This is a genomic window from Pseudomonas syringae pv. coryli str. NCPPB 4273 (assembly GCF_000972175.1).
In the GTDB taxonomy this organism is placed as follows: Bacteria; Pseudomonadota; Gammaproteobacteria; order Pseudomonadales; family Pseudomonadaceae; genus Aquipseudomonas; species Aquipseudomonas syringae.
Genome location: NZ_AWQP01000017.1, coordinates 58,180 through 77,901 on the forward strand (window position 1 = coordinate 58,180; position 19,722 = coordinate 77,901).

Here is a 19,722-nt window from a genome sequence, read left to right on the forward strand (position 1 = left end):
CGATCCGAGATCAATGGATTCTGTTCGCCCTGACTTTTGACTAGACCGCTTTTGTCGATGGCAACACGTCGGTGCAATGCTTTTTATGCGCTGAAGAAACCATTGCTGGAATCTTGAGAACATCCAGTCATATGTCACAACTCGTGTCAGCATAGACGTCACGGAGTGTATCGACCTAACTACCCATTTCCCAAAATTTATTTTGGTACCGTTCGTCAGATCTTTCATTTTCGTGCGCCCGACCGGAAAAATGCACCTTCACCGGTCTCGATCTCCGCCAGTAGAGCGCTGATGCAAAACTGGCGAAAGCCTTGTATTACGGGAACTTCGGAGAGATTAGTCAGTAAATGTGACAGTTGTCATCACTTTGATGGCGCGCCCTGTTCAAGCACAAAAAATTTTTTTCACTTTGCTTTTTGAGGCCATTTTCAAGCGATTTTCGGCCTTCAGAGCCGTCCTTCACTGTAGCTCACGTGAACAAAAAGGCAATTCTGGTGTCCGGCGCCTTAACAGCCAGCCGATTGGCCAATGCGCAAACGGCTCATTTATGCATGAGACGGGGACGATCCATCATCGAGTTCGAATGAATGAGTGCATCAGTATGGGTTTCTGCACCCCCGTGGTGCGCAAATTGAGTGCGCTCCTGAAAGCCGGAAAGCTGGAACATGTACTGCGTTATGAGGGATGAGCGACGCGGCACCACGGCTCCGCTCAATAGCCAAATCACCTTCGGCACACGAAGAACATGTATAAATATTTATAATTCAAAGAGTTATGCGTTGCACAAATAAAGCATGGCATCACACAGAGAGAATACGCTTCACACGCGGACACGCTTTTTCTGAGACGATTTGAAAACTGGCACGCCACCTGCAATAGGTATTACATCACCAGTTTTGGGGACCTTGGTACAGGCAGGCCGGGGATTCCCCTCTTTTATTCCTCCCGGAGACTGACCTCCAGTCTCCAGCGCCCGTCCACTTTCTCAGTGCGCCAGTCGCCATGAAGTGGACGGGCTGCCAGGAGCGTCAGCACCAACCCCTTCTCCCCTCGTTCCACCTTCCAGCGCGCAACCCGATTGTCGAACCTCAGTTGGCCCGTCCACGGCTGTCCTGAAGCATCGACGTTGAGTACCACTGCACCATCGACTGTCGCACCCCGATACTTCGGTTCTTCGTTGAACCAGAGCGCCAGACCGGCAGGCAATTCTTCGATCTGTTCCAGCTCGACCGGGTCAGGCTGCTGCAGGCGGCCGATAATGGTGCCCACGGTAAACCCGACAATCGCCATGGAACCAAGAACACGCGGCCATAGCTTCGGTCTCGGGTCCTCTTCAAGGGTAGAATGCATCCCGTCCTTTCGTTCGGAGCCGTGCATGTTTCACGTCATCCTTTTTCAACCAGAAATTCCGCCGAATACCGGCAATGTCATCAGGCTGTGCGCCAACAGTGGCTGCACCCTGCATTTGATCGAACCCTTGGGTTTCGAGCTGGACGACAAGCGCCTGCGCCGTGCCGGGCTCGATTATCACGAGTATGCCACGCTGCAGACACATGCTGACCTGGCAAGCTGTCTGGAGAAGATAGGCAACCCGAGATTGTTTGCCTTCACCACCAAAGGTTCGCGCCCCTTTCATGATGCGAGCTTTGAGCCAGGCGATGCCTTTCTGTTCGGTCCGGAAAGCCGTGGCCTGCCCGCCGATATTCTCGACTCGCTGAGCAGCGAGCATCGCCTGCGACTGCCCATGCGTGAAGGCTGCCGTAGCTTGAACCTGTCCAACACGGTGGCCGTGGCTGTCTATGAAGCATGGCGTCAGCACGGGTTTGCCTAGACCGAGCGGCCATGCACAAAAAAGCGCCCCGAAAGGCGCTTTTTGTTTGCAGCGGTAACGCTTACTGAACAGTCGGCGTTTCGCCAGCTTCCTGCATGCGCTGCAGTTCTTGCGCGTACAGGGCGTCGAAGTTCACCGGAGCCAGCATCAGCGCAGGGAACGAGCCACGTACGACCAGGTTGTCGATGGCTTCGCGAGCGTAAGGGAACAGGATGTTCGGGCAGAATGCGCCGAGGGTGTGGCTCATTGCGCCGTCGTCCAGGCCCTTGATCAGGAAGATACCGGCCTGTTGCACTTCAACGATAAAGGCAACTTCGTCGCCGTTGTTGACGGTCACGGACAGGGTCAGCACGACTTCGTAGAAATCGCCTTCCAGCTGCTTCTGACGGGTGTTGAGGTCCAGGCTGACGGTCGGCGTCCACTCCTGGCGAAAGATCGCCGGGCTTTTTGGCGCTTCGAACGACAGGTCGCGAACGTAGATACGCTGCAGGGAGAATTGTGGGCCGTTTTCTTCGTTGGCAACGGCGTCGTTGTTCGGTTGATCGGTCATCTCGGATCCTTGTCAGATTAGGCTGAAAGATTAAGGGGTATCAGGCCAGCAGCGCATCGAGCTTGCCGGCACGCTCCAGAGCGAACAGGTCATCGCAGCCGCCCACGTGGGTCGAGCCGATCCAGATTTGCGGTACGGAAGTACGACCGGCCTTCTTGGTCATTTCGGCACGCAGCTGCGGCTTGCCGTCGACCCGGATTTCCTCGAAGGCCACGCTCTTGCTCTGCAGAAGCTGCTTGGCACGTATGCAATACGGGCAGTAGTCGCTGGAATAGACGATGACTTGAGCCATGTTCACTTCACCAGAGGAAGGTTATCGCCGCGCCAGCTGGAAATACCGCCGGACAGCTTGGCCGCCTTGAAGCCGGACTTGAGCAGCTCGCGGGCGGTGGTGCCAGCATGCTGCCCCATTGCATCGACTATGATCAACGTCTTGTCCTTGTATTTCTCCAGTTCGGCGGTACGGGTCAGTACCTTGTCCTGCGGGAAATTCAGCGAGCCGACGATGTGCCCTGCGGTGTAATCCTTTTTCGAGCGCACGTCGATGACCACGCCCTGATCGCTGTTGACCAGCGCGGTCAGCTCGCGAGTGCTCAGGCTGGCGCCGCCCTTGCTCATTTCGTAAGCAATCAGCAGTCCCAGCAGAATGACGAAGGCACCGGTGATCAAATAGTGGTTAGTGGCGAATTCAAGCAGGTGAGCAACCATCAGTAGGTTCCAGGGCGTTAAAATGTCGGCCAGTATACACAGCAGCCAAGGTCGGCCAAAGTCCGTACGGCAGTGACGCCGTTTGAACTTGTCCTTAAAATGCCGTTCCCTTGTACTTTGTTCATCTCTTTATCCAATCAGCATCGAGTGGGTTCTATGACTGCCACGCCAAAACCTCTGGTTCTTATCATCCTGGATGGCTTCGGACACAGCGAAAGCCACAAGGGCAATGCCATTCTGGCCGCGAAGATGCCCGTCATGGATCGTCTCTACCAAACCATGCCCAATGGCCTGATTTCCGGGTCGGGCATGGACGTCGGTCTGCCGGACGGTCAGATGGGCAACTCCGAGGTCGGGCACATGAACCTGGGTGCCGGCCGCGTGGTGTATCAGGACTTCACTCGGGTGACCAAAGCGATTCGCGATGGCGAGTTCTTCGAGAACCCGACCATCTGCGCCGCTGTGGATAAAGCCGTCAGCGCCGGCAAGGCCGTGCACATCATGGGCCTGCTCTCCGATGGCGGCGTGCACAGCCACCAGGACCATCTGGTGGCGATGGCGGAACTGGCGGTCAAACGCGGTGCAGAAAAAATCTACCTGCACGCCTTCCTTGATGGCCGCGACACGCCACCGCGCAGCGCGAAGAAATCCCTTGAGCTGATGGACGCAACCTTCGCCCGCCTGGGCAAGGGTCGCACCGCCACGATCGTCGGCCGTTACTTCGCCATGGACCGTGACAACCGCTGGGACCGGGTTTCCTCCGCCTATAACCTGATCGTCGACAGCACCGCTGATTTCCACGCAGACAGCGCCGTTGCCGGGCTCGAAGCGGCCTACGCACGCGACGAGAACGACGAGTTCGTCAAAGCCACCCGCATTGGCGAAGCTGCCCGCGTGGAAGATGGCGACGCAGTGGTGTTCATGAACTTCCGCGCCGACCGCGCCCGTGAACTGACCCGCGTGTTCGTCGAAGACGATTTCAAGGACTTCGAGCGCGCCCGTCAGCCGAAGGTCAACTACGTGATGCTGACCCAGTACGCGGCCAGCATCCCTGCGCCGTCCGCTTTTGCTGCGGGCAGCCTGAAAAACGTGCTGGGCGAGTACCTGGCGGACAACGGCAAGACCCAGCTGCGCATTGCCGAAACCGAGAAATACGCCCACGTCACCTTTTTCTTCTCCGGCGGACGTGAAGAACCGTTCCCGGGTGAAGAGCGCATTCTGATCCCGTCGCCGAAAGTCGCCACCTACGACCTGCAGCCGGAAATGAGCGCACCGGAAGTGACCGACAAGATTGTCGATGCCATCGAACATCAGCGTTATGACGTGATCGTCGTCAACTACGCCAACGGCGACATGGTTGGCCACAGCGGCATCATGGAAGCCGCGATCAAGGCTGTGGAATGCCTGGACGTGTGTGTCGGGCGCATCACCGAGGCGCTGGAGAAAGTCGGCGGTGAGGCGCTGATCACCGCTGACCACGGCAACGTCGAGCAGATGACTGACGACCACACCGGGCAAGCGCACACCGCGCATACCTCCGAGCCGGTGCCATTCGTTTATGTTGGCAAACGTCAGCTGAAAGTTCGCCAGGGCGGGGTTCTGGCCGATGTCGCGCCGACCATGCTGCATCTGCTGGGCATGGAGAAACCGCAGGAAATGACCGGCCATTCGATCCTTGTTAACGAGTAACCCGGTCAAAACCGGCCTTTAGCCATCAGGCAAGGCCGGTTTTTTATGTTTCAGGCCTCAAAGCAGTGGCTGCGAGGCGTTTTTTTTGCAGCGCATGGCGGGCATACTAGGCCTGACATTTTTTCTCACAATTCCTCGGTATCGCCCACCTACATGCTTCGCGCCTTGATTGCCCTTGCTCTGATCTGCCTGCTCAATCCGGCGTTTGCCGAAGACGAGCGTGTGCAAACCCAAAAACAGATAGATGCTGCGCGTCAGGATGTGGCAGAGCTGCAAAAAGTCCTGGGCAAGCTTCAGGAAGAACGTGCAGGTGTCCAGAAGGACCTGCGCACCACTGAAACCGAAATGGGCAAGTTGGAAAAGCAGGTCGAGGTCCTGCAAAAGGAACTAAAAAAGACCGAAACCGAGCTGCAAAAGCTCGACAGTGAAAAAAAGAAACTGAACAGCGCCCGTGTTGAACAGCAACGCCTGATTGCCATCCAGGCCCGCGCCGCCTATCAGAGTGGCCGCCAGGAGTACCTCAAGCTGCTGCTCAACCAGCAACACCCCGAGAAGTTCGCCCGAACCCTCACGTATTACGATTACCTGAGCCAGGCGCGTCTGGAGCAGCTACGCAATTTCAATGAAACCCTGCGCCAGCTGGCCAATGTCGAAAAAGACATCGACCTGCAGCAGGCCCAACTGCTGGTGCAGAAGAGCAACCTGGACAGCCAGAGCGAAGAACTGGCCAAGGTTCGTCAGGAACGCCAGCAGGCGCTGGCCAAGCTGAATCAGGACTACAAGGCCCGCGATCAGAAAATGCAGGCCCGTCAGCAGGATCAGGCCGATCTGGCCAAAGTCCTCAAGACCATCGAAGAAACCCTGGCCCGCCAGGCACGTGAAGCCGAAGAAGCTCGCCAGAAGGCGCTGGTTGCCGCCCGCGAGGCAGAAGAAAAGCGTCAGCGCGAAGCTGAAGCCGTCGCCCGCAATAACAGCAGCAACAGCAGTAGCAAAAGCGATGATGAACCGGCACCGCGTCGCCCGGTCAAAGCCCCCGGCGCAGTCGTTTCCAGTGCCGGTGTTTCCTATGGCGGACCTTTTGCACAGGCCAAGGGAAAACTTCCATGGCCTATCGATGGTCGACTGCTTGCGCGTTTCGGTGAAGCCCGCGGTGATGACGAACGGACCAAATGGGACGGCGTCATGATCAGCGCCGCAGCCGGAAGCCAGGTACGTGCCGTGCATGGCGGACGAGTGGTGTTCGCCGACTGGTTGCGCGGTGCCGGGCTTCTGGTCATTCTCGACCATGGCAACGGTTATCTGACCCTTTACGGGCACAACCAGAGCCTGCTCAAGTCGGCAGGTGACATTGTAAAAGCCGGTGAAGCGATTTCCACGGTCGGCAATAGTGGCGGTCAGGACACGGCAGCGTTGTACTTTGCTATTCGTCAGCAGGGTCGCCCCAGCGATCCGGCCCAATGGTGCCGCACTCAAGGATAAGTCGGCGTCAATATCTGTAGGAGTTCGTTAGACATGCTGCATTTGTCCCGCCTCACCTCGCTGGCCCTGGCAATTGCCATCGTTATCGGCGCGCCTCTGGCGCAAGCTGCCGAAAAGACCGCGCCAGCCACGCCTGCAGCAGTCTCGCCCGCCAAAACCAATGCCACCGCAAAGCCACCGCTGCCGCTCGACGAGTTGCGCACCTTTGCCGAGGTCATGGACCGGGTCAAGGCGGCCTACGTGGAGCCGGTCGACGACAAGACCCTGCTGGAGAACGCCATCAAAGGCATGCTCAGCAACCTTGATCCGCACTCTGCCTACCTCGGCCCGGAAGATTTCCAGGAGCTGCAGGAAAGCACCAGCGGCGAGTTCGGTGGGCTGGGCATCGAAGTCGGCGTCGAGGACGGTTTCGTCAAGGTGGTTTCGCCCATCGACGACACACCGGCTTCCAAGGCTGGCATCGAGGCAGGCGACCTGATCGTGAAGATCAACGGTACGCCGACCCAGGGCCAGAACATGCAGGAAGCGGTCGACAAGATGCGCGGCAAGATCGGCGAAAAGATCACCCTGACGCTGGTCCGCGATGGCGGCACGCCGTTTGACGTGACCCTGGCGCGGGCAACCATTCAGGTCAAGAGCGTCAAGGCGCAGATGCTGGAAAATGGCTACGGCTACATCCGCATCACCCAGTTCCAGGTCAAGACCGGTGACGAAGTCGGCAAGGCGCTGGCCAAATTCCGCAAGGACAACGGCAAGAAGATGAGCGGCCTGATTCTCGACCTGCGCAACAACCCGGGCGGCGTGCTGCAATCGGCGGTGCAGGTGGCGGATCACTTCCTCACCAAGGGCCTGATCGTCTACACCAAAGGCCGCATCGCCAACTCCGAGCTGCGCTTCTCGGCAGACCCGGCAGACGCCAGCGAAGGCGTGCCACTGGTGGTGCTGATCAACGGCGGCAGCGCCTCGGCATCGGAAATCGTTGCCGGCGCCCTGCAAGACCAGAAACGCGGCATCCTGATGGGCACTGACACCTTCGGCAAAGGCTCGGTGCAGACCGTTCTGCCGCTGAACAACGATCGCGCCCTGAAGATCACCACCGCCTTGTACTACACGCCGAACGGCCGCTCGATCCAGGCCCAGGGCATCAACCCGGACATCGTCGTACGTCGGGCCAAGGTCACCAACGAAGCGGACGGCGAGAACTACAAGGAAGCCGACCTGCTGGGTCACCTGGGCAATGGCAATGGCGGCGCGGACAAACCGACCGTCAAGAGTGGCACAGCCGCCAAGGCGCGTCCGCAGGATGACGACTTCCAGCTCAGCCAGGCGCTCAGCCTGCTCAAGGGGCTGAGTATCACCCGCGGCAACTGACGTATGCGCTTTCTAGCTCTGCTACTGCTGACCCTCTCGATCACTGGCGTTGCTCATGCAGCGCCAGCCGAGAACAGCGGCAAACCGCCCAAGGCTTACCTGAGCCTGATCATCGACGACCTGGGCCAGAACCAGGATCGCGACAGCCGCACACTGGCGCTTCCCGGCCCGGTCACCCTGGCGATCATGCCTGATACTCCGCATGCCACCGAGTTTGCCCGCCAAGCGCATCGCGCAGGCAAAACGGTCATGCTGCACATGCCCATGGACCCCGCGACCGGCCCTTACGCCTGGCACCCCGAACTGCCACTGCCCGAGCTGGAAAGCCGTCTCAATGCTGCCCTGCTGAAAGTGCCGTATGCAGCCGGTATCAACAACCACATGGGCAGCCGGATGACCGCCGAGCCGGTCGCCATGACCTGGCTGATGGCCGAGCTACAGCGCCGTCACCTGTTTTTCGTCGACAGCCGCACCAGCGCGAAAACCGTGGCGGCCGCCGAGGCGCAGCGTATCGGGCTGGCCAGCGTCTCGCGTGACGTGTTCCTGGACGACGAACGCACCGCAGAAGCCATCACCCGCCAATTGCAGACCGCGATAAAAATCGCCCGCAAATATGGCTCGGCCGTGGTTATCGGCCACCCCTACCCCGTCACGCTGGACGTACTGGAACGCGAACTGCCCAACCTCAAGGCACAAGGCGTCGAATGGATCGACCTGCGCAGCATGATCGGCGAACGCGGCAATCAGGCGAGTGCGGCGCATGGCAAGAACGGGATTTATCGCTGACGCAGCAGACCACCGCACCGCCCTGTCAGTTCTGTCAGTACCTTCCAAGCAAGGACAAGCCCACACTGCGTTTACTCGGTTCGGGCAGTATGGACATCCGATAGCAGATCTCGTCTGACGCTATCCACCACTCCCGCTGTTGTACGAGAAGATCACAGGCACGAGCATAGTGGCCCTCACCGCCCACCTCGTACCTGCCCACTATTTCTCTCTCGGGCATGAAGCGCCCGGGCAACAACGGGTAACCATTTCATGAGCGATTTCACTTCAACCGTCACGGGTGCGGGGGCGATGCAGGGCTTCATCTGCGGCACCTCCATAGAGGATTCCGAACCGCAGGCAACTCAAGCCGTTTCAATTGTTGCAGTCGACATAACGGCAGTTTCAGATGATCGCGTCGAGGTCATCGTCATGGTCTACGGCGCAAACGGGGCGACGGTAGAGGCGCTTAGAGCCGATGGCACCTGGGCCTCGATCGGCTCGGTTGCCATGGGCATACTCAATCCGGATGTGCCTGCAAGTTATCTCGTAGACCCTGACCACATTCGCCTGCGTGTCGCCGGCTTTCCAGGCTCTGACACCACGTTTCGAGTCCGTCCGATACTGACCCGCCTGTCATCGCACAAGAACAACGACGGCAGCCTGTCAGTCAGCGGCTCCACCACTATGCAGTCGGGGCTGGTAGAAGCATTTTCCGATTCAGAATGGAAAGGCATCGGTATCGTCAGCGGCGGGGTCTTTTCCAACCCGGCCGTACCGTCTGCTTATCTGCACACCGCCGATACCCTGCGTGTCCGAATATGCGGCCATGATAAAAACATTTGCTCTTACGCACTGGATTCAACGCTCGAATTCCCTCAGCCGCGCTCTTTGCTTATTCGACCAATGCAGGACGCTGCAGCCGAGCAGGCCGAGAGGTCCTGGCTACTTCGCAAGGCCGACTATCAGCCGACCGGCTACTATGCGCCAGCAGGACAAGAGATCGAGGTGCGGGCATGGGGCAACGTCGATAATCTGACCTTGCTGGTCGGTACACAAGGCATGGCTGACCGCAACAACCCCTCAGAGCAGTCCGAGAACATGCGGGCAACGCCTCTGAACCGAGTAGTCAACACTATTCGAGACCCGTTGGGCGGTGCCATTCATATCCGCAAGCTGGCCGGCCCCAGGTCGGGCGCAGCGCGGGTTACTTTCGGGCCCGGAGCCATTCCGATGCCCTACTACGTCAATGGGGTTACCACTCAAAACCAGTGGCGCAGCATGCTCCTCCTCACCAATGCGCCTGAAGTCGAGCTGGCGGGAACACATATGGTCATTGCGGCATTACTGAGCACGGCACTCAAGTTTTCCAATGTCGACCCCAGCGCCATAGTGCATTCTCATGAAGAGGTCATGCGGCTGGAAGCAGAGCTCAGCGGGCTGAATGGTTCGGCTACTGTTCACAAAAGGTCGGATCTTTTGCTCTATGCGGTGGAAAGTCGATCAACCTTTAGTCCCTACGCAACCACAGGCATAGTTGGTCTGCCTTACATGGAACATATCGGCGAGTATAACGAGGCTCTGCTCGGCGGGCTGGCCGCTGAGCGATGGGTCACGCTGCATGAGTATGGACACCATTATCAAACCTCTTACAACTCATACGGCCCATTTCGCGAAGTCACCGTCAATCTGTATGCCCTTGCTGTAGGACGACACTACATCAACGAATACACCTATGTATTTCCAGAGCGGTGGCCTGGCACCGTGAATTGGCTGGCGTTACCACGCACTGAAAAAATCTACGGGGCGCCTGAATCCGACCCTTTGGCGATGTTTGAACAGCTTCGCAAGGGATTAGGCGAGAACTTCCTGCCAGACTGGCATCGTTACATCAGAGAACATCCAGGCGAGGCCCTGGGTCTTAAATACTTCGTACTGACTGCGTCTATCGCCGCCAAACGTAACCTGACCGAGTTTTTTGCCGATTGGGGCTTACTCAAACTCACGGATACCGACGTATGGATTGCCGTGAACGCCCTTGGATTTCCTTACCCGTCACAGCGGCTGGCTGCCATCAGGCCTTACTTGAATCAGGTTTGACTGTCATGGATCAGCTCGGCTTGGCAGAGGTAGGTACATGAATACGCCCGGATTGCGTCGGCAGGTTCAAGATCAGACGTAAGCCAAATCTGCTTTCCGTGTCCACCACCGTCTCAGCCTTGATAAACGTGTCAATTCCGGCTTAAAGGAAGGTGTTCCCATGATGGGGGCCCAGACACATTTATCAGGGATTGATGATGAAACCGACCATGATGACGGGGGCGTGCTGCGTCGCCGCACTGCTGCCTTTTTCCATCCACGCCACACCTGCAGACCTGGGCGAAGGGCTGATAGCTCTCTCACCTTCGACAGCCCTGCTCAACGCCGACGGCTCGCGCGACCACTGGAACGGCATTGGCCGTATCAACAGCAGGTCAGGGTCCAACTGCACGGCGACGCTGATCGATAGCCGAAGCGTCGACAGCCCGTCTGACGCGCCCGCCTACGTACTCACCAGCGGCCACTGTATCAATCGCCAGAATGGCGTGATCATCACCGATGGCGAAGTCGAAGGCAGCGTGCAGTTCAATTTCTTCACCGACAGCAAAGCGCGCAGCTATCCATTGAAGCGCGTCCGCTGGAGCAGCATGCAGGGTGTCGACCTGGCGATCGTCGAGCTGCAGCCCACGCTTGAAACGCTCGTCAACGACGGTATTCAGCCGATCAGGCTCGCCAGCGAGATGCCCGAACAGGGTCGCGATATCTTGTGGGTGGGCGCACCGCTCGACAAGGATTCCGGACATCTGCGCATGGCGGCCTGTGTTCACCAGACGTCGGAGGTGATCATGGAGCAGCCTTGGGTCTGGCGTCACACCGTACGCAATCAATGCCGGGATGTCGGTACGGGCGCGTCCGGCAGTCCGCTGCTGACCCGTGACAACGGCGAGCTCTATGCGGTCATGAACCTCACCAACCAGGCCTCGTCGGATAACCCGATCGAAGACCTCAGTGATGAAATACCCGGCTTTCCGCCCATGGTCGCCGACAGCAACTATGGCAACCCGGTCACGCTGTTGAAGAAGTGTTTTGTCAGCGGCACGCTGAGTACGGATCCGGCAGTCTGCGATCTGTTCCCAGCCTTCTCGGTCGATTTCGAAACGCTGGGCCGGCAGCCCGCACAGCATGCCAGGGTGCAACTGGATGCCGAGGGCAGGAATGTCTATCCATCCTGGGACTTGCGCTTCATGGTCGACACGCCCTTGTATCGCTACAAGAAGGTCGATTCGGCCATGCAGTGCGAAGACCCGGTGGGTTACAGCCATACCATCAGCTCACAGGACGCGGCCATCGATGACCCTGTGGACAAACAGATAGGCATCAACTGGCTGTGCATGGTCGGCGTGTCTTCGGCCGAGCAACGCCCAAGCATCGGTCTGATGCGCAATGCCCTGACGCTTGGCATAGAGCTGCAACCGGCAGGCCCCACTCCGGCACCGCAAATGGAGATCGGCAAAAACCGATCTGGCGCGACATCGGTCGTCTGGTCGCACGAGCACCGGCTGATCGACTACTACACGGTCAAAATGGGCAAGCCGGACACCACCGACTGCTCCGCCCCTGAAGGTTTCAAGCCGCAATTTCGCAATCTGGTATTACGCGCGCAGTCGTTGCCGTTGAAGATCTGCACTTACGCCCACGACATCAACGGTCAGCCATCCGCCTTGCGCGAAGACATCATCCCGTCGCCCGCAGCAGGTTGAGTGGTTACTGATAGCGCGCCTTGGCGGCATCGACCCAGCCTTCGGCGCGCATCTGATCGAGGGCCTTTTGCAAGCGTCTGACGACCTCGTCAGGCGTGCTCTTGTTGACTGCCAGGTAGAGTTCGGCGCTGTTGAAGCGCAGCGCCGTCTTGAGGCCCGTGACGCCTTCCAGTTTCGCCAGATAGCGGCCCACTGGATCGCCTACTGCCCACAGGTCGATCTGGCCGTTGGCGAGCTTTTTCACGTTGTCGCGGTCACGCAACATCAGAATCGGGTTCAAGCCCATGGTTTTAAGACGCTCGCCAATCGCATCGCCCTTGTAGGCACCGATACGGTAATCCCTGGCCTGCTCCAGCGACGTCAAGGTGATCGGGCTGTCGCCCCGCGCCAACATGATCCAGTCGTAGGAACCTACCGGGCCGACCCATTTGAAGAGGTTTTCCCGTTCGGGCAGGCGGGTCGTGGAAAACACGCCGTAACCGGGCTTTTCCAGGGCCAGTTTGTAGACCCGGTCCCACGGAAAACGCAGCGTCATGCTGTAGCCGATATTGGCGCGCTTGAACATCTCGCGCACCACTTCGGCGGCGATACCGTCAATGTTGTTTTCCTGGGCGAAATTCTTGCCGTCGACCGCCATGTTGAACGGCGGGAAGTTCTCGGTCAGCAACACCATGGAATAAGGCGTCGACTCGCTGGCCCGGACACCTTCACTCGACAAGACACCGATCCCGATCAGTGCAAGCAGTAGGCGTTTGAACATGTTCCGGCACTCGATCGTGAACGACGCATGCAGAGTGCCGTGAACCCGGCGCACTGTCTAGCACGCTGTCCGGCGATGTCGCTTACAGGCAATAGTCGAATGCCACAGGGCTGAAACAAAGCGAGCGCCGGCTGTTTCAAACCCTTGGCCTGAAACAAGCGGCGCCCGCTTTCATGCGCAGTGGCCTAGCGCACGACAATCCCGCGGCTGGCCATGTAGGCCTTGGCCTCGGGGACCGTGTATTCGCCAAAGTGGAAGATACTCGCCGCCAGCACAGCGCTGGCGTGGCCCTCGATGACACCGGCAGCCAGGTGCTCGAGGTTGCCGACGCCACCCGAAGCAATCACCGGAATACCCAGCGCATCGCTGATTGCGCGCGTGACGCCCAGGTCGAAGCCGTTTTTCATGCCGTCCTGGTCCATGCTGGTCAGCAGGATCTCGCCAGCGCCCAGGTCTTCCATCTTTTTCGCCCAGAGCACCGCGTCCAGCCCGGTGGGTTTGCGCCCGCCGTGGGTGAAGATTTCCCAGCGCGGGGTTTCGCCCGGACCGGAGACCTTCTTGGCATCGATAGCGACCACGATGCACTGCGACCCGAAACGCGCGGCGGCTTCACCGACGAACTCGGGGTTGAACACCGCGGCCGTGTTGATCGAGACCTTGTCGGCACCGGCATTGAGCAGGTTGCGGATGTCCTGCACGGTACGCACGCCGCCGCCAACGGTCAGCGGGATGAACACCTGACTGGCCATGCGCTCGACGGTATGCAGCGTGGTGTCACGGCCATCGACACTGGCGGTGATGTCGAGGAAGGTGATTTCGTCGGCACCCTGCTCATCGTAACGACGAGCGATTTCAACCGGATCGCCTGCGTCGCGGATGTTCTCGAACTTGACGCCCTTGACCACTCGACCGTTGTCGACGTCCAGGCAAGGGATGATGCGTTTGGCTAGGGCCACAGGGTCAATCTCCAGCTGTTCAGCGTTGTTCGCGGTCGCAGAGCGCCTGAGCTTCGGCCACATCCAGCGTGCCTTCGTAAATCGCACGGCCGGTGATTGCGCCGATGATGCCCGGAGCCTTCGCATTCAGCAGCGCCTGGATGTCGCCCAGGTTATGGATGCCACCCGAAGCGATCACCGGGATCCGCGTGGCAGCCGCCAACGCCGCGGTGAACGGGATGTTGCAGCCCTGCATCATGCCGTCTTTGGCGATGTCGGTGTAGACAATGGCCGACACGCCATCGGCTTCGAAACGCTTGGCCAGATCGATGACCTGCACCGAGCTGACTTCAGCCCAGCCGTCGGTGGCGACGAAACCGTCTTTGGCATCCAGACCGACAATCACCTTGCCGGGGAACGCACGGCAGGCTTCAGCCACGAATTCTGGCTCCTTGACGGCCTTGGTGCCGATGATGACGTAGCTCACGCCCGCCCTGACGTAATGCTCGATGGTTTCCAGCGAACGGATACCGCCGCCGATCTGGATCGGCAGGTTCGGGTAGCGTCGGGCGATGGCCGTGACCACATCACCGTTGACCGGCTGACCTTCGAACGCACCGTTCAGATCGACCAGATGCAGACGGCGGCAGCCACCCTCGACCCACTTGGCGGCCATGGCCACCGGGTCATCGGAGAACACCGTGGAATCTTCCATCCGGCCCTGACGCAGACGCACGCAAGCGCCGTCCTTGAGATCGATAGCGGGGATAATCAGCATGCTTATTCCTTGGTCTGAAAGAGCGGCAAGCTGCAAGCGGTTAGCTGCAAGTATGCGTACTCACTGATTCTTGCGGCTTGAAGCTCAACGCTTGAAGCTGCTTTATCTAATTCTTTTCGAGTGCCCACAAGTCACTTTCGATGCTCTCGAAGCGCTCCTTGAGCTGCTGCTGAACATCGAAAATGGCGCGATTGTAGTAATGCGGGGCAATCTCGCGCGTGAACAGCTCGAGGACTTCAGCCACTTCGAACGAGCCCAGATCCAGCTCGAAGCGCTCTGCGAACAGGCGCTTGAGCTTGTCGATCGCCTGTTGCTCGTGCTCGGGCGAGAGGGTCAGGATCGGCGGCTTGCCCTTGGCTTTGCTCATACGCTTACCAGCGACCATCCCAGGCGGCGAAGTTCTGCAGCAACTGCAGGCCGTGGGTGTGGCTCTTTTCAGGGTGGAATTGCACGGCGAAGCGCGAACCGTCGGCCAGCGCAGCGGCGAAATCGAGGCCGTAGTGACCACGCCCGACCACCTGACGCTGATTGGCAGCATCGATATAGAAACTGTGCACGAAGTAGAAACGCGCCTGGTCCGGAATGTCATGCCACAGCGGGTGATCCACCGCCTGAGCGACCTGGTTCCAGCCCATGTGCGGCACTTTCAGGTGCTCGCCTTCCTCATGCAGGTCCTTGCCGAAGAACTTTACCTGGCCGGGAAACATGCCGATGCAGTCCACGCCGCCGTTCTCTTCGCTGCTGTCGAGCAACGCCTGCATACCGACGCAGATCCCCAGAAACGGGCGATCCTGGCTCACTTCCTGAACCAGCGAATCAAAACCCAGACGGCGAATCTCGGCCATGCAGTCGCGAATCGCGCCCACACCCGGAAAGACGATGCGGTCGGCTTCGCGAATCACCTTGGCGTCACTGGTAATCAGCACACGGCCTGCGCCCACATGCTCCAGCGCCTTGGCGACAGAGTGCAGGTTGCCCATGCCGTAATCGATGACCGCAACTGTCTGCATCAGAGCACACCCTTGGTGGATGGCATCTGCCCGGCCATACGCTCATCCAGCTCGACCGCCATGCGCAGCGCGCGACCGAAAGCCTTGAACACGGTCTCGATCTGGTGGTGAGTGTTGGTGCCACGCAGGTTGTCGATGTGCAGCGTCACGTTCGCGTGGTTGACGAAGCCCTGAAAGAACTCCTGAAACAGGTCCACATCGAAGCCGCCTACAGTGGCGCGGGTATACGGCACATGCATCTGCAGGCCCGGACGCCCGGAGAAGTCGATGACCACGCGCGACAGCGCTTCGTCGAGCGGCACGTAGGCGTGGCCGTAACGACGAATGCCTTTCTTGTCGCCGATCGCCTGGCTGAACGCCTGGCCCACGGTGATACCGACGTCTTCCACCGTGTGGTGATCGTCGATTGCCAGGTCGCCCTTGCATTCGATGTCCAGATCGATCAGCCCGTGCCGGGCGATCTGGTCGAGCATGTGCTCAAGGAAAGGCACGCCGATATCGAATCGGGCCTTTCCGGTACCATCCAGGTTGATCGAGGCTTTGATCTGGGTTTCCAGAGTATTGCGCTCGACGTACGCCTTACGTTCGGCCATCACCAGCTCCGCAAAATCATTGGGCGAAAAAAAGGCGAGCATTATAGGCCCAGAAGCGCCCGCCATGAAGCAAACAGACGACCAGCAGGGTATTTAACGGGCGAAGAGGCTCGCGATTGCGTCACATACCTTGTCGATATTCCCTTCATTCAAACCTGCCATGCACACCCGGCCACTGCGCAGCATGTAAATGCCGTGAACATCTTTCAGTTCGTCGACCTGCTGCGGGGTCAGACCGGTGTAGCTGAACATCCCGTTCTGCCTGAGGATAAAGCTGAAATCGTGGCCGGAGGCCTTCTGCGCCAGCACCTCGACCAGCCGCGTGCGCATGTCGATGATACGCAGGCGCATGGCCTCGACTTCACCCAGCCACTGCTCGCGCAAGTGCGGCGTGTTGAGCACTTTCGACACCAGAAACGCACCATGTGCAGGCGGGCTGGAGTAGTTGCGGCGCACGGTCGCCTTGAGCTGGCCGAATACGTTGGCCGCGGAGGTCGCATCTTCACAAACCACCGACAGCCCGCCTACCCGCTCGCCATACAGCGAAAAGATTTTCGAGAACGAGTTACTGACCAGCGTTGTGATACCTGCGTTGGCCATTGCCCGGATGGCGTAGGCGTCTTCGTCCATGCCTTTGCCGAAGCCCTGATAGGCGATATCCAGGAAAGCGATGAGCTGACGATCCTTGATCACTTCGATCAGGCGGTCCCATTGCGCCACCGTCAGATCGGCACCGGTCGGGTTATGGCAGCACGGGTGCAGCAGGAGGATGCTCTGCGCCGGCAGACCCTGCACCGTGTCGAGCATGGCCTCGAACCTCACGCCGCCGGTCTGGGCATCGAAGTACGGGTACGCGTTGACCTTGAAGCCCGCCCCGCCGAACAGCGCGTTATGGTTTTCCCAGGTCGGGTCACTGACCCAGACCTGTGAGTCCGGAAACGCATACTTGAGGAAATCGGCACCTATCTTGAGCGCGCCCGAACCGCCCACGGTTTGAATGGTGGCGACGCGGCCGGCCTGAACCAGCGGGTGATCGGCGCCGAACAACAGCGTTTGCACCGCCTGCCGATACGCCGCCAGGCCTTCCATCGGCAGGTACACGGACGCTGCCTGTTCGCCTTCGGCCAGTTGCTGTTGCGCCGTTGCTACGCATGCCAACTGCGGAATGCGGCCCTGTGCGTCGTAATACAGGCCGATGCTCAGATTGACCTTGTCCGCACGCGAGTCCTTGCCAAAGGTCTCCATCAGCGAAAGGATCGGATCACCGGCGTATGACTCCACGTGGGCTAGCATGCAAACAACTCCTTCGGGCAATAAAATCAGGGCTGACTAATGTAGCAGCGTATGCACCGGAACGGGCAGTGCATCGAGTACATAGGGTCAACTGAATATGACTATCGCGACGAATAAATCCGGACGCGATGATCAAAAGCGCAGCGCACCAAAACCCAGGCAAAAAAAAAGCGCCTGCACCGAGGTGCAAGCGCTTTTCTGTTAACGGCAGGCTTTTAGTGGAACAGCACTGCGGTTTTTTGCAGGGTAATCCAGACACCCCATGCCAGCGGGATGCCTACGGCCAGCCAGGCGGCGATGACCAATGGCTTGCTGCCTGCGGATGCTTTCCACTCCAGCGAAGTCGTGGCGTTGGCACCCTTGTCGTGACCGATGGCTTGTTCAGCCGCCAGTTCGGCGTCGGTCATGAAGTACTTGTCGGCAACCGGACGAATCAGCAGGTTGCAGATAAAGCCCAGCACCAGCAGACCCGACAGGATGTACAGGGTGATGTCGTAGGCGTCGGCACGTGCAACACCGTGGGCGAGTTGGTACTCACGCAGGTAGTTGACCAGTACCGGACCCAGCACACCGGCCGCAGCCCAGGCAGTCAGCAGACGACCGTGGATCGCACCGACCATCTGCGTACCGAACAGGTCAGCCAGATAAGCCGGAACCGTCGCAAAACCGCCACCGTACATCGACAGCACGATACAGAACGCGGCCACGAACAGGGCGATGCTCCCCATATGGCTCAGGGTCGGAACCGACGCATAAAGCAGGAAGCCCAGTGCGAAGAATACGAAGTAGGTTGCCTTGCGACCGATGAAGTCCGAGCACGAAGCCCAGAAGAAACGACCGCCGATGTTGAACAGACTCAACAGACCGGTGAAGCCGGCCGCAATCGCAGCAATGGCCTTCAGTTGATCGGCATTGAGCTGGCTGAAGGTCAGGTCGAGGCCCAGCAGTTTACCGGCGAAGACTTCCTGCAGCAGCGGCGAAGCCATGCCCAGGATGCCGATACCGGCCGATACGTTCAGGCACAGCACCAGCCAGACCAGACGGAACTGCGGTGTTTTCCAGGCCACGCTGACGTGCACGTGACGGTTGGTGATCATCGAGTTCTTTGCCTTGGCAGCCGGAGCGGTCCAGCCTTCAGGTTTCCAGCCGGTTGGCGGAACGCGGTAGCCCAGCGCACCGCCGATCATGAAGATGAAGTAGATCACCGCCATCACCACGAAGCTCTGCCATACGCCAACGCTTTCAGCCGAAGCGAAGTGACTCATCAGAGCCGTAGCCAGCGGTGCGCCCACCATCGCGCCGCCGCCAAAGCCCATGATCGCCATGCCGGTCGCCATGCCGCGCTTGTCCGGGAACCACTTGATCAGGGTCGATACCGGGGAGATATAGCCCAACCCCAGACCAATACCGCCGATTACGCCCGAGCCCAGCCACATCAGCCAGATCTGGTGCGTATAAATGCCCAGTGCGGAAATCAGCAAGCCACCACACCAGCAGAGGGCCGAAACCACACCCGCCTTGCGTGGACCTGCGTGCTCCAGCCAACCACCCCAAATGGCAGCCGAGCAACCCAGGAAGATGAAAAACAGTGTGTAGATCCAGCCCAGCATGGAGATCTGCCAGTCACAGGTCGACGCGAACATCTGCGCGAAAAAACCCATGTCCGGTGTGCAAGCGACAGGTGCCGTAACACCGATAGCCTTCGACAGCGGCAACCAGAATACCGAGAAGCCGTAAGCCATACCGATACAAAGATGGATGGCCAATGCTGCAGGTGGAACAAGCCAACGGTTGAAACCTGGCTTGGCGATAATGCGCTCTTTGGACAAGAACGCAGGCTGAACGGCTGCGCCGCCCAAGGCTGTGCTTGTGCTCATTATAATTACCCCAATGTGTGAAGCTCGCAGATGGTCCGCTGGTCCGCCACAGACTCAGTGCCGAGCGGCCATGTCTGTTTTATCGGCAGGTTATTCAGATACGTGACAAAAAGACGCACCCAACCCAGCAAAAACGGAGACTATCACTCTCTGATGGCAAATAAGCATCTCGTCATATGCTTTTTATTGTCTATTTTCGTAAGTTAATCCACGCGCTCTATCGAGCCATAGATACAACCAATTAAGCACTAGCGAAAACGTGCCCAAGGCTTAGTTGGAGCAG

Annotated in this window: 19 protein-coding genes; 7 read left to right on the forward strand and 12 right to left on the reverse strand. The window is 58.9% G+C overall.

Going from position 1 to position 19,722, the window contains the following annotated elements:
* Positions 1-936 precede the first annotated feature (936 nt).
* A complete protein-coding gene (locus P406_RS08670; protein ID WP_003372188.1) occupies positions 937-1,377 on the reverse strand; it encodes a hypothetical protein in 441 nt (146 codons plus the stop codon).
* On the opposite strand from P406_RS08670, the gene trmL reads away from it, so the two are divergent.
* A complete protein-coding gene (trmL, locus tag P406_RS08675; RefSeq protein ID WP_002551469.1) occupies positions 1,376-1,831 on the forward strand; it encodes a tRNA (uridine(34)/cytosine(34)/5-carboxymethylaminomethyluridine(34)-2'-O)-methyltransferase TrmL in 456 nt (151 codons plus the stop codon). The genes P406_RS08670 and trmL overlap by 2 nt on opposite strands.
* Positions 1,832-1,892: 61 nt before the next feature.
* Here the strand turns inward: trmL and secB are convergent, their stop codons facing one another.
* Genes secB through P406_RS08690 form a run of 3 tightly spaced genes read right to left on the reverse strand, consistent with a single transcriptional unit; the run spans position 1,893 to position 3,089 of the window.
* Positions 1,893-2,381, reverse strand: a complete 489-nt coding sequence (secB, locus tag P406_RS08680; RefSeq protein WP_003372189.1) for a protein-export chaperone SecB — start codon at positions 2,379-2,381, stop codon at positions 1,893-1,895.
* 40 nt (positions 2,382-2,421) lie between these two features.
* Positions 2,422-2,673: a glutaredoxin 3 gene (gene grxC / locus P406_RS08685; RefSeq protein ID WP_002551467.1), complete on the reverse strand. Its 252-nt coding sequence runs from the start codon at positions 2,671-2,673 to the stop codon at positions 2,422-2,424.
* A gap of 2 nt (positions 2,674-2,675) precedes the next feature.
* Complete coding sequence (locus P406_RS08690) at positions 2,676-3,089, reverse strand: rhodanese-like domain-containing protein (RefSeq protein WP_003318290.1); 414 nt, start codon at positions 3,087-3,089, stop codon at positions 2,676-2,678.
* Between the two features lie 156 nt (positions 3,090-3,245).
* Here P406_RS08690 and gpmI point away from each other — a divergent pair, with 156 nt between their 5' ends.
* The 6 genes from gpmI (at position 3,246) to P406_RS08725 (ending at position 12,193) form a co-directional block, all read left to right on the forward strand.
* A complete protein-coding gene (gene gpmI / locus P406_RS08695; RefSeq protein WP_046235956.1) occupies positions 3,246-4,778 on the forward strand; it encodes a 2,3-bisphosphoglycerate-independent phosphoglycerate mutase in 1,533 nt (510 codons plus the stop codon).
* A gap of 153 nt (positions 4,779-4,931) precedes the next feature.
* Positions 4,932-6,257 (forward strand): murein hydrolase activator EnvC family protein, encoded by a 1,326-nt coding sequence (locus P406_RS08700; RefSeq protein ID WP_044312436.1) that lies wholly within the window; start codon positions 4,932-4,934, stop codon positions 6,255-6,257.
* 33 nt (positions 6,258-6,290) lie between these two features.
* Complete coding sequence (locus tag P406_RS08705; protein WP_046235957.1) at positions 6,291-7,628, forward strand: S41 family peptidase; 1,338 nt, start codon at positions 6,291-6,293, stop codon at positions 7,626-7,628.
* Positions 7,629-7,631: 3 nt separating this feature from the next.
* The gene (locus tag P406_RS08710) at positions 7,632-8,414 is read left to right on the forward strand and encodes a divergent polysaccharide deacetylase family protein (protein WP_046235958.1); all 783 of its coding nucleotides are present in this window, start codon (positions 7,632-7,634) and stop codon (positions 8,412-8,414) included.
* Between the two features lie 252 nt (positions 8,415-8,666).
* Positions 8,667-10,493 carry a M60 family metallopeptidase gene (locus P406_RS08720; RefSeq protein ID WP_046235960.1) on the forward strand — a complete coding sequence of 609 codons (1,827 nt, stop codon included), beginning with the start codon at positions 8,667-8,669 and terminating at the stop codon, positions 10,491-10,493.
* Positions 10,494-10,690: 197 nt separating this feature from the next.
* Positions 10,691-12,193: a trypsin-like serine peptidase gene (locus tag P406_RS08725; protein ID WP_046235961.1), complete on the forward strand. Its 1,503-nt coding sequence runs from the start codon at positions 10,691-10,693 to the stop codon at positions 12,191-12,193.
* Between the two features lie 4 nt (positions 12,194-12,197).
* On the opposite strand, the gene P406_RS08730 is transcribed toward P406_RS08725, so the two are convergent.
* The 8 genes from P406_RS08730 to P406_RS08765 all read right to left on the reverse strand — a co-directional run bounded on the left by P406_RS08730 (position 12,198) and on the right by P406_RS08765 (position 19,439).
* A complete protein-coding gene (locus P406_RS08730) occupies positions 12,198-12,953 on the reverse strand; it encodes a substrate-binding periplasmic protein (protein WP_003413551.1) in 756 nt (251 codons plus the stop codon).
* Between the two features lie 185 nt (positions 12,954-13,138).
* Positions 13,139-13,909, reverse strand: a complete 771-nt coding sequence (hisF, locus tag P406_RS08735; protein WP_002551458.1) for an imidazole glycerol phosphate synthase subunit HisF — start codon at positions 13,907-13,909, stop codon at positions 13,139-13,141.
* 19 nt (positions 13,910-13,928) lie between these two features.
* Complete coding sequence (hisA, locus tag P406_RS08740; RefSeq protein ID WP_003420230.1) at positions 13,929-14,666, reverse strand: 1-(5-phosphoribosyl)-5-[(5-phosphoribosylamino)methylideneamino]imidazole-4-carboxamide isomerase; 738 nt, start codon at positions 14,664-14,666, stop codon at positions 13,929-13,931.
* Between the two features lie 106 nt (positions 14,667-14,772).
* Entirely contained in the window at positions 14,773-15,033 is a 261-nt protein-coding gene (locus tag P406_RS08745) for a DUF2164 domain-containing protein (RefSeq protein ID WP_003342219.1), read from the reverse strand.
* A 4-nt stretch (positions 15,034-15,037) separates the two neighbouring features.
* A complete protein-coding gene (gene hisH / locus P406_RS08750) occupies positions 15,038-15,676 on the reverse strand; it encodes an imidazole glycerol phosphate synthase subunit HisH (protein ID WP_003318304.1) in 639 nt (212 codons plus the stop codon).
* Complete coding sequence (hisB, locus tag P406_RS08755; RefSeq protein ID WP_002551454.1) at positions 15,676-16,269, reverse strand: imidazoleglycerol-phosphate dehydratase HisB; 594 nt, start codon at positions 16,267-16,269, stop codon at positions 15,676-15,678. The genes hisH and hisB overlap by 1 nt, the downstream gene beginning before the upstream one ends.
* Before the next feature lie 93 nt (positions 16,270-16,362).
* Entirely contained in the window at positions 16,363-17,562 is a 1,200-nt protein-coding gene (locus P406_RS08760; RefSeq protein ID WP_046235962.1) for an amino acid aminotransferase, read from the reverse strand.
* 215 nt (positions 17,563-17,777) lie between these two features.
* A complete protein-coding gene (locus P406_RS08765) occupies positions 17,778-19,439 on the reverse strand; it encodes an OFA family MFS transporter (protein ID WP_046235963.1) in 1,662 nt (553 codons plus the stop codon).
* Positions 19,440-19,722 lie beyond the last annotated feature (283 nt).

Coding starts and splice junctions, on each gene's coding strand:
- trmL (WP_002551469.1), top strand. CDS start 1,376: ATGTTTCACGTCATCCTTTTTCAACCAGAAATTCCGCCGAATACCGGC.
- P406_RS08670 (WP_003372188.1), bottom strand. CDS start 1,377: ATGCACGGCTCCGAACGAAAGGACGGGATGCATTCTACCCTTGAAGAG.
- secB (WP_003372189.1), bottom strand. CDS start 2,381: ATGACCGATCAACCGAACAACGACGCCGTTGCCAACGAAGAAAACGGC.
- grxC (WP_002551467.1), bottom strand. CDS start 2,673: ATGGCTCAAGTCATCGTCTATTCCAGCGACTACTGCCCGTATTGCATA.
- P406_RS08690 (WP_003318290.1), bottom strand. CDS start 3,089: ATGGTTGCTCACCTGCTTGAATTCGCCACTAACCACTATTTGATCACC.
- gpmI (WP_046235956.1), top strand. CDS start 3,246: ATGACTGCCACGCCAAAACCTCTGGTTCTTATCATCCTGGATGGCTTC.
- P406_RS08700 (WP_044312436.1), top strand. CDS start 4,932: ATGCTTCGCGCCTTGATTGCCCTTGCTCTGATCTGCCTGCTCAATCCG.
- P406_RS08705 (WP_046235957.1), top strand. CDS start 6,291: ATGCTGCATTTGTCCCGCCTCACCTCGCTGGCCCTGGCAATTGCCATC.
- P406_RS08710 (WP_046235958.1), top strand. CDS start 7,632: ATGCGCTTTCTAGCTCTGCTACTGCTGACCCTCTCGATCACTGGCGTT.
- P406_RS08720 (WP_046235960.1), top strand. CDS start 8,667: ATGAGCGATTTCACTTCAACCGTCACGGGTGCGGGGGCGATGCAGGGC.
- P406_RS08725 (WP_046235961.1), top strand. CDS start 10,691: ATGAAACCGACCATGATGACGGGGGCGTGCTGCGTCGCCGCACTGCTG.
- P406_RS08730 (WP_003413551.1), bottom strand. CDS start 12,953: ATGTTCAAACGCCTACTGCTTGCACTGATCGGGATCGGTGTCTTGTCG.
- hisA (WP_003420230.1), bottom strand. CDS start 14,666: ATGCTGATTATCCCCGCTATCGATCTCAAGGACGGCGCTTGCGTGCGT.
- P406_RS08745 (WP_003342219.1), bottom strand. CDS start 15,033: ATGAGCAAAGCCAAGGGCAAGCCGCCGATCCTGACCCTCTCGCCCGAG.
- hisH (WP_003318304.1), bottom strand. CDS start 15,676: ATGCAGACAGTTGCGGTCATCGATTACGGCATGGGCAACCTGCACTCT.
- hisB (WP_002551454.1), bottom strand. CDS start 16,269: ATGGCCGAACGTAAGGCGTACGTCGAGCGCAATACTCTGGAAACCCAG.
- P406_RS08760 (WP_046235962.1), bottom strand. CDS start 17,562: ATGCTAGCCCACGTGGAGTCATACGCCGGTGATCCGATCCTTTCGCTG.
- P406_RS08765 (WP_046235963.1), bottom strand. CDS start 19,439: ATGAGCACAAGCACAGCCTTGGGCGGCGCAGCCGTTCAGCCTGCGTTC.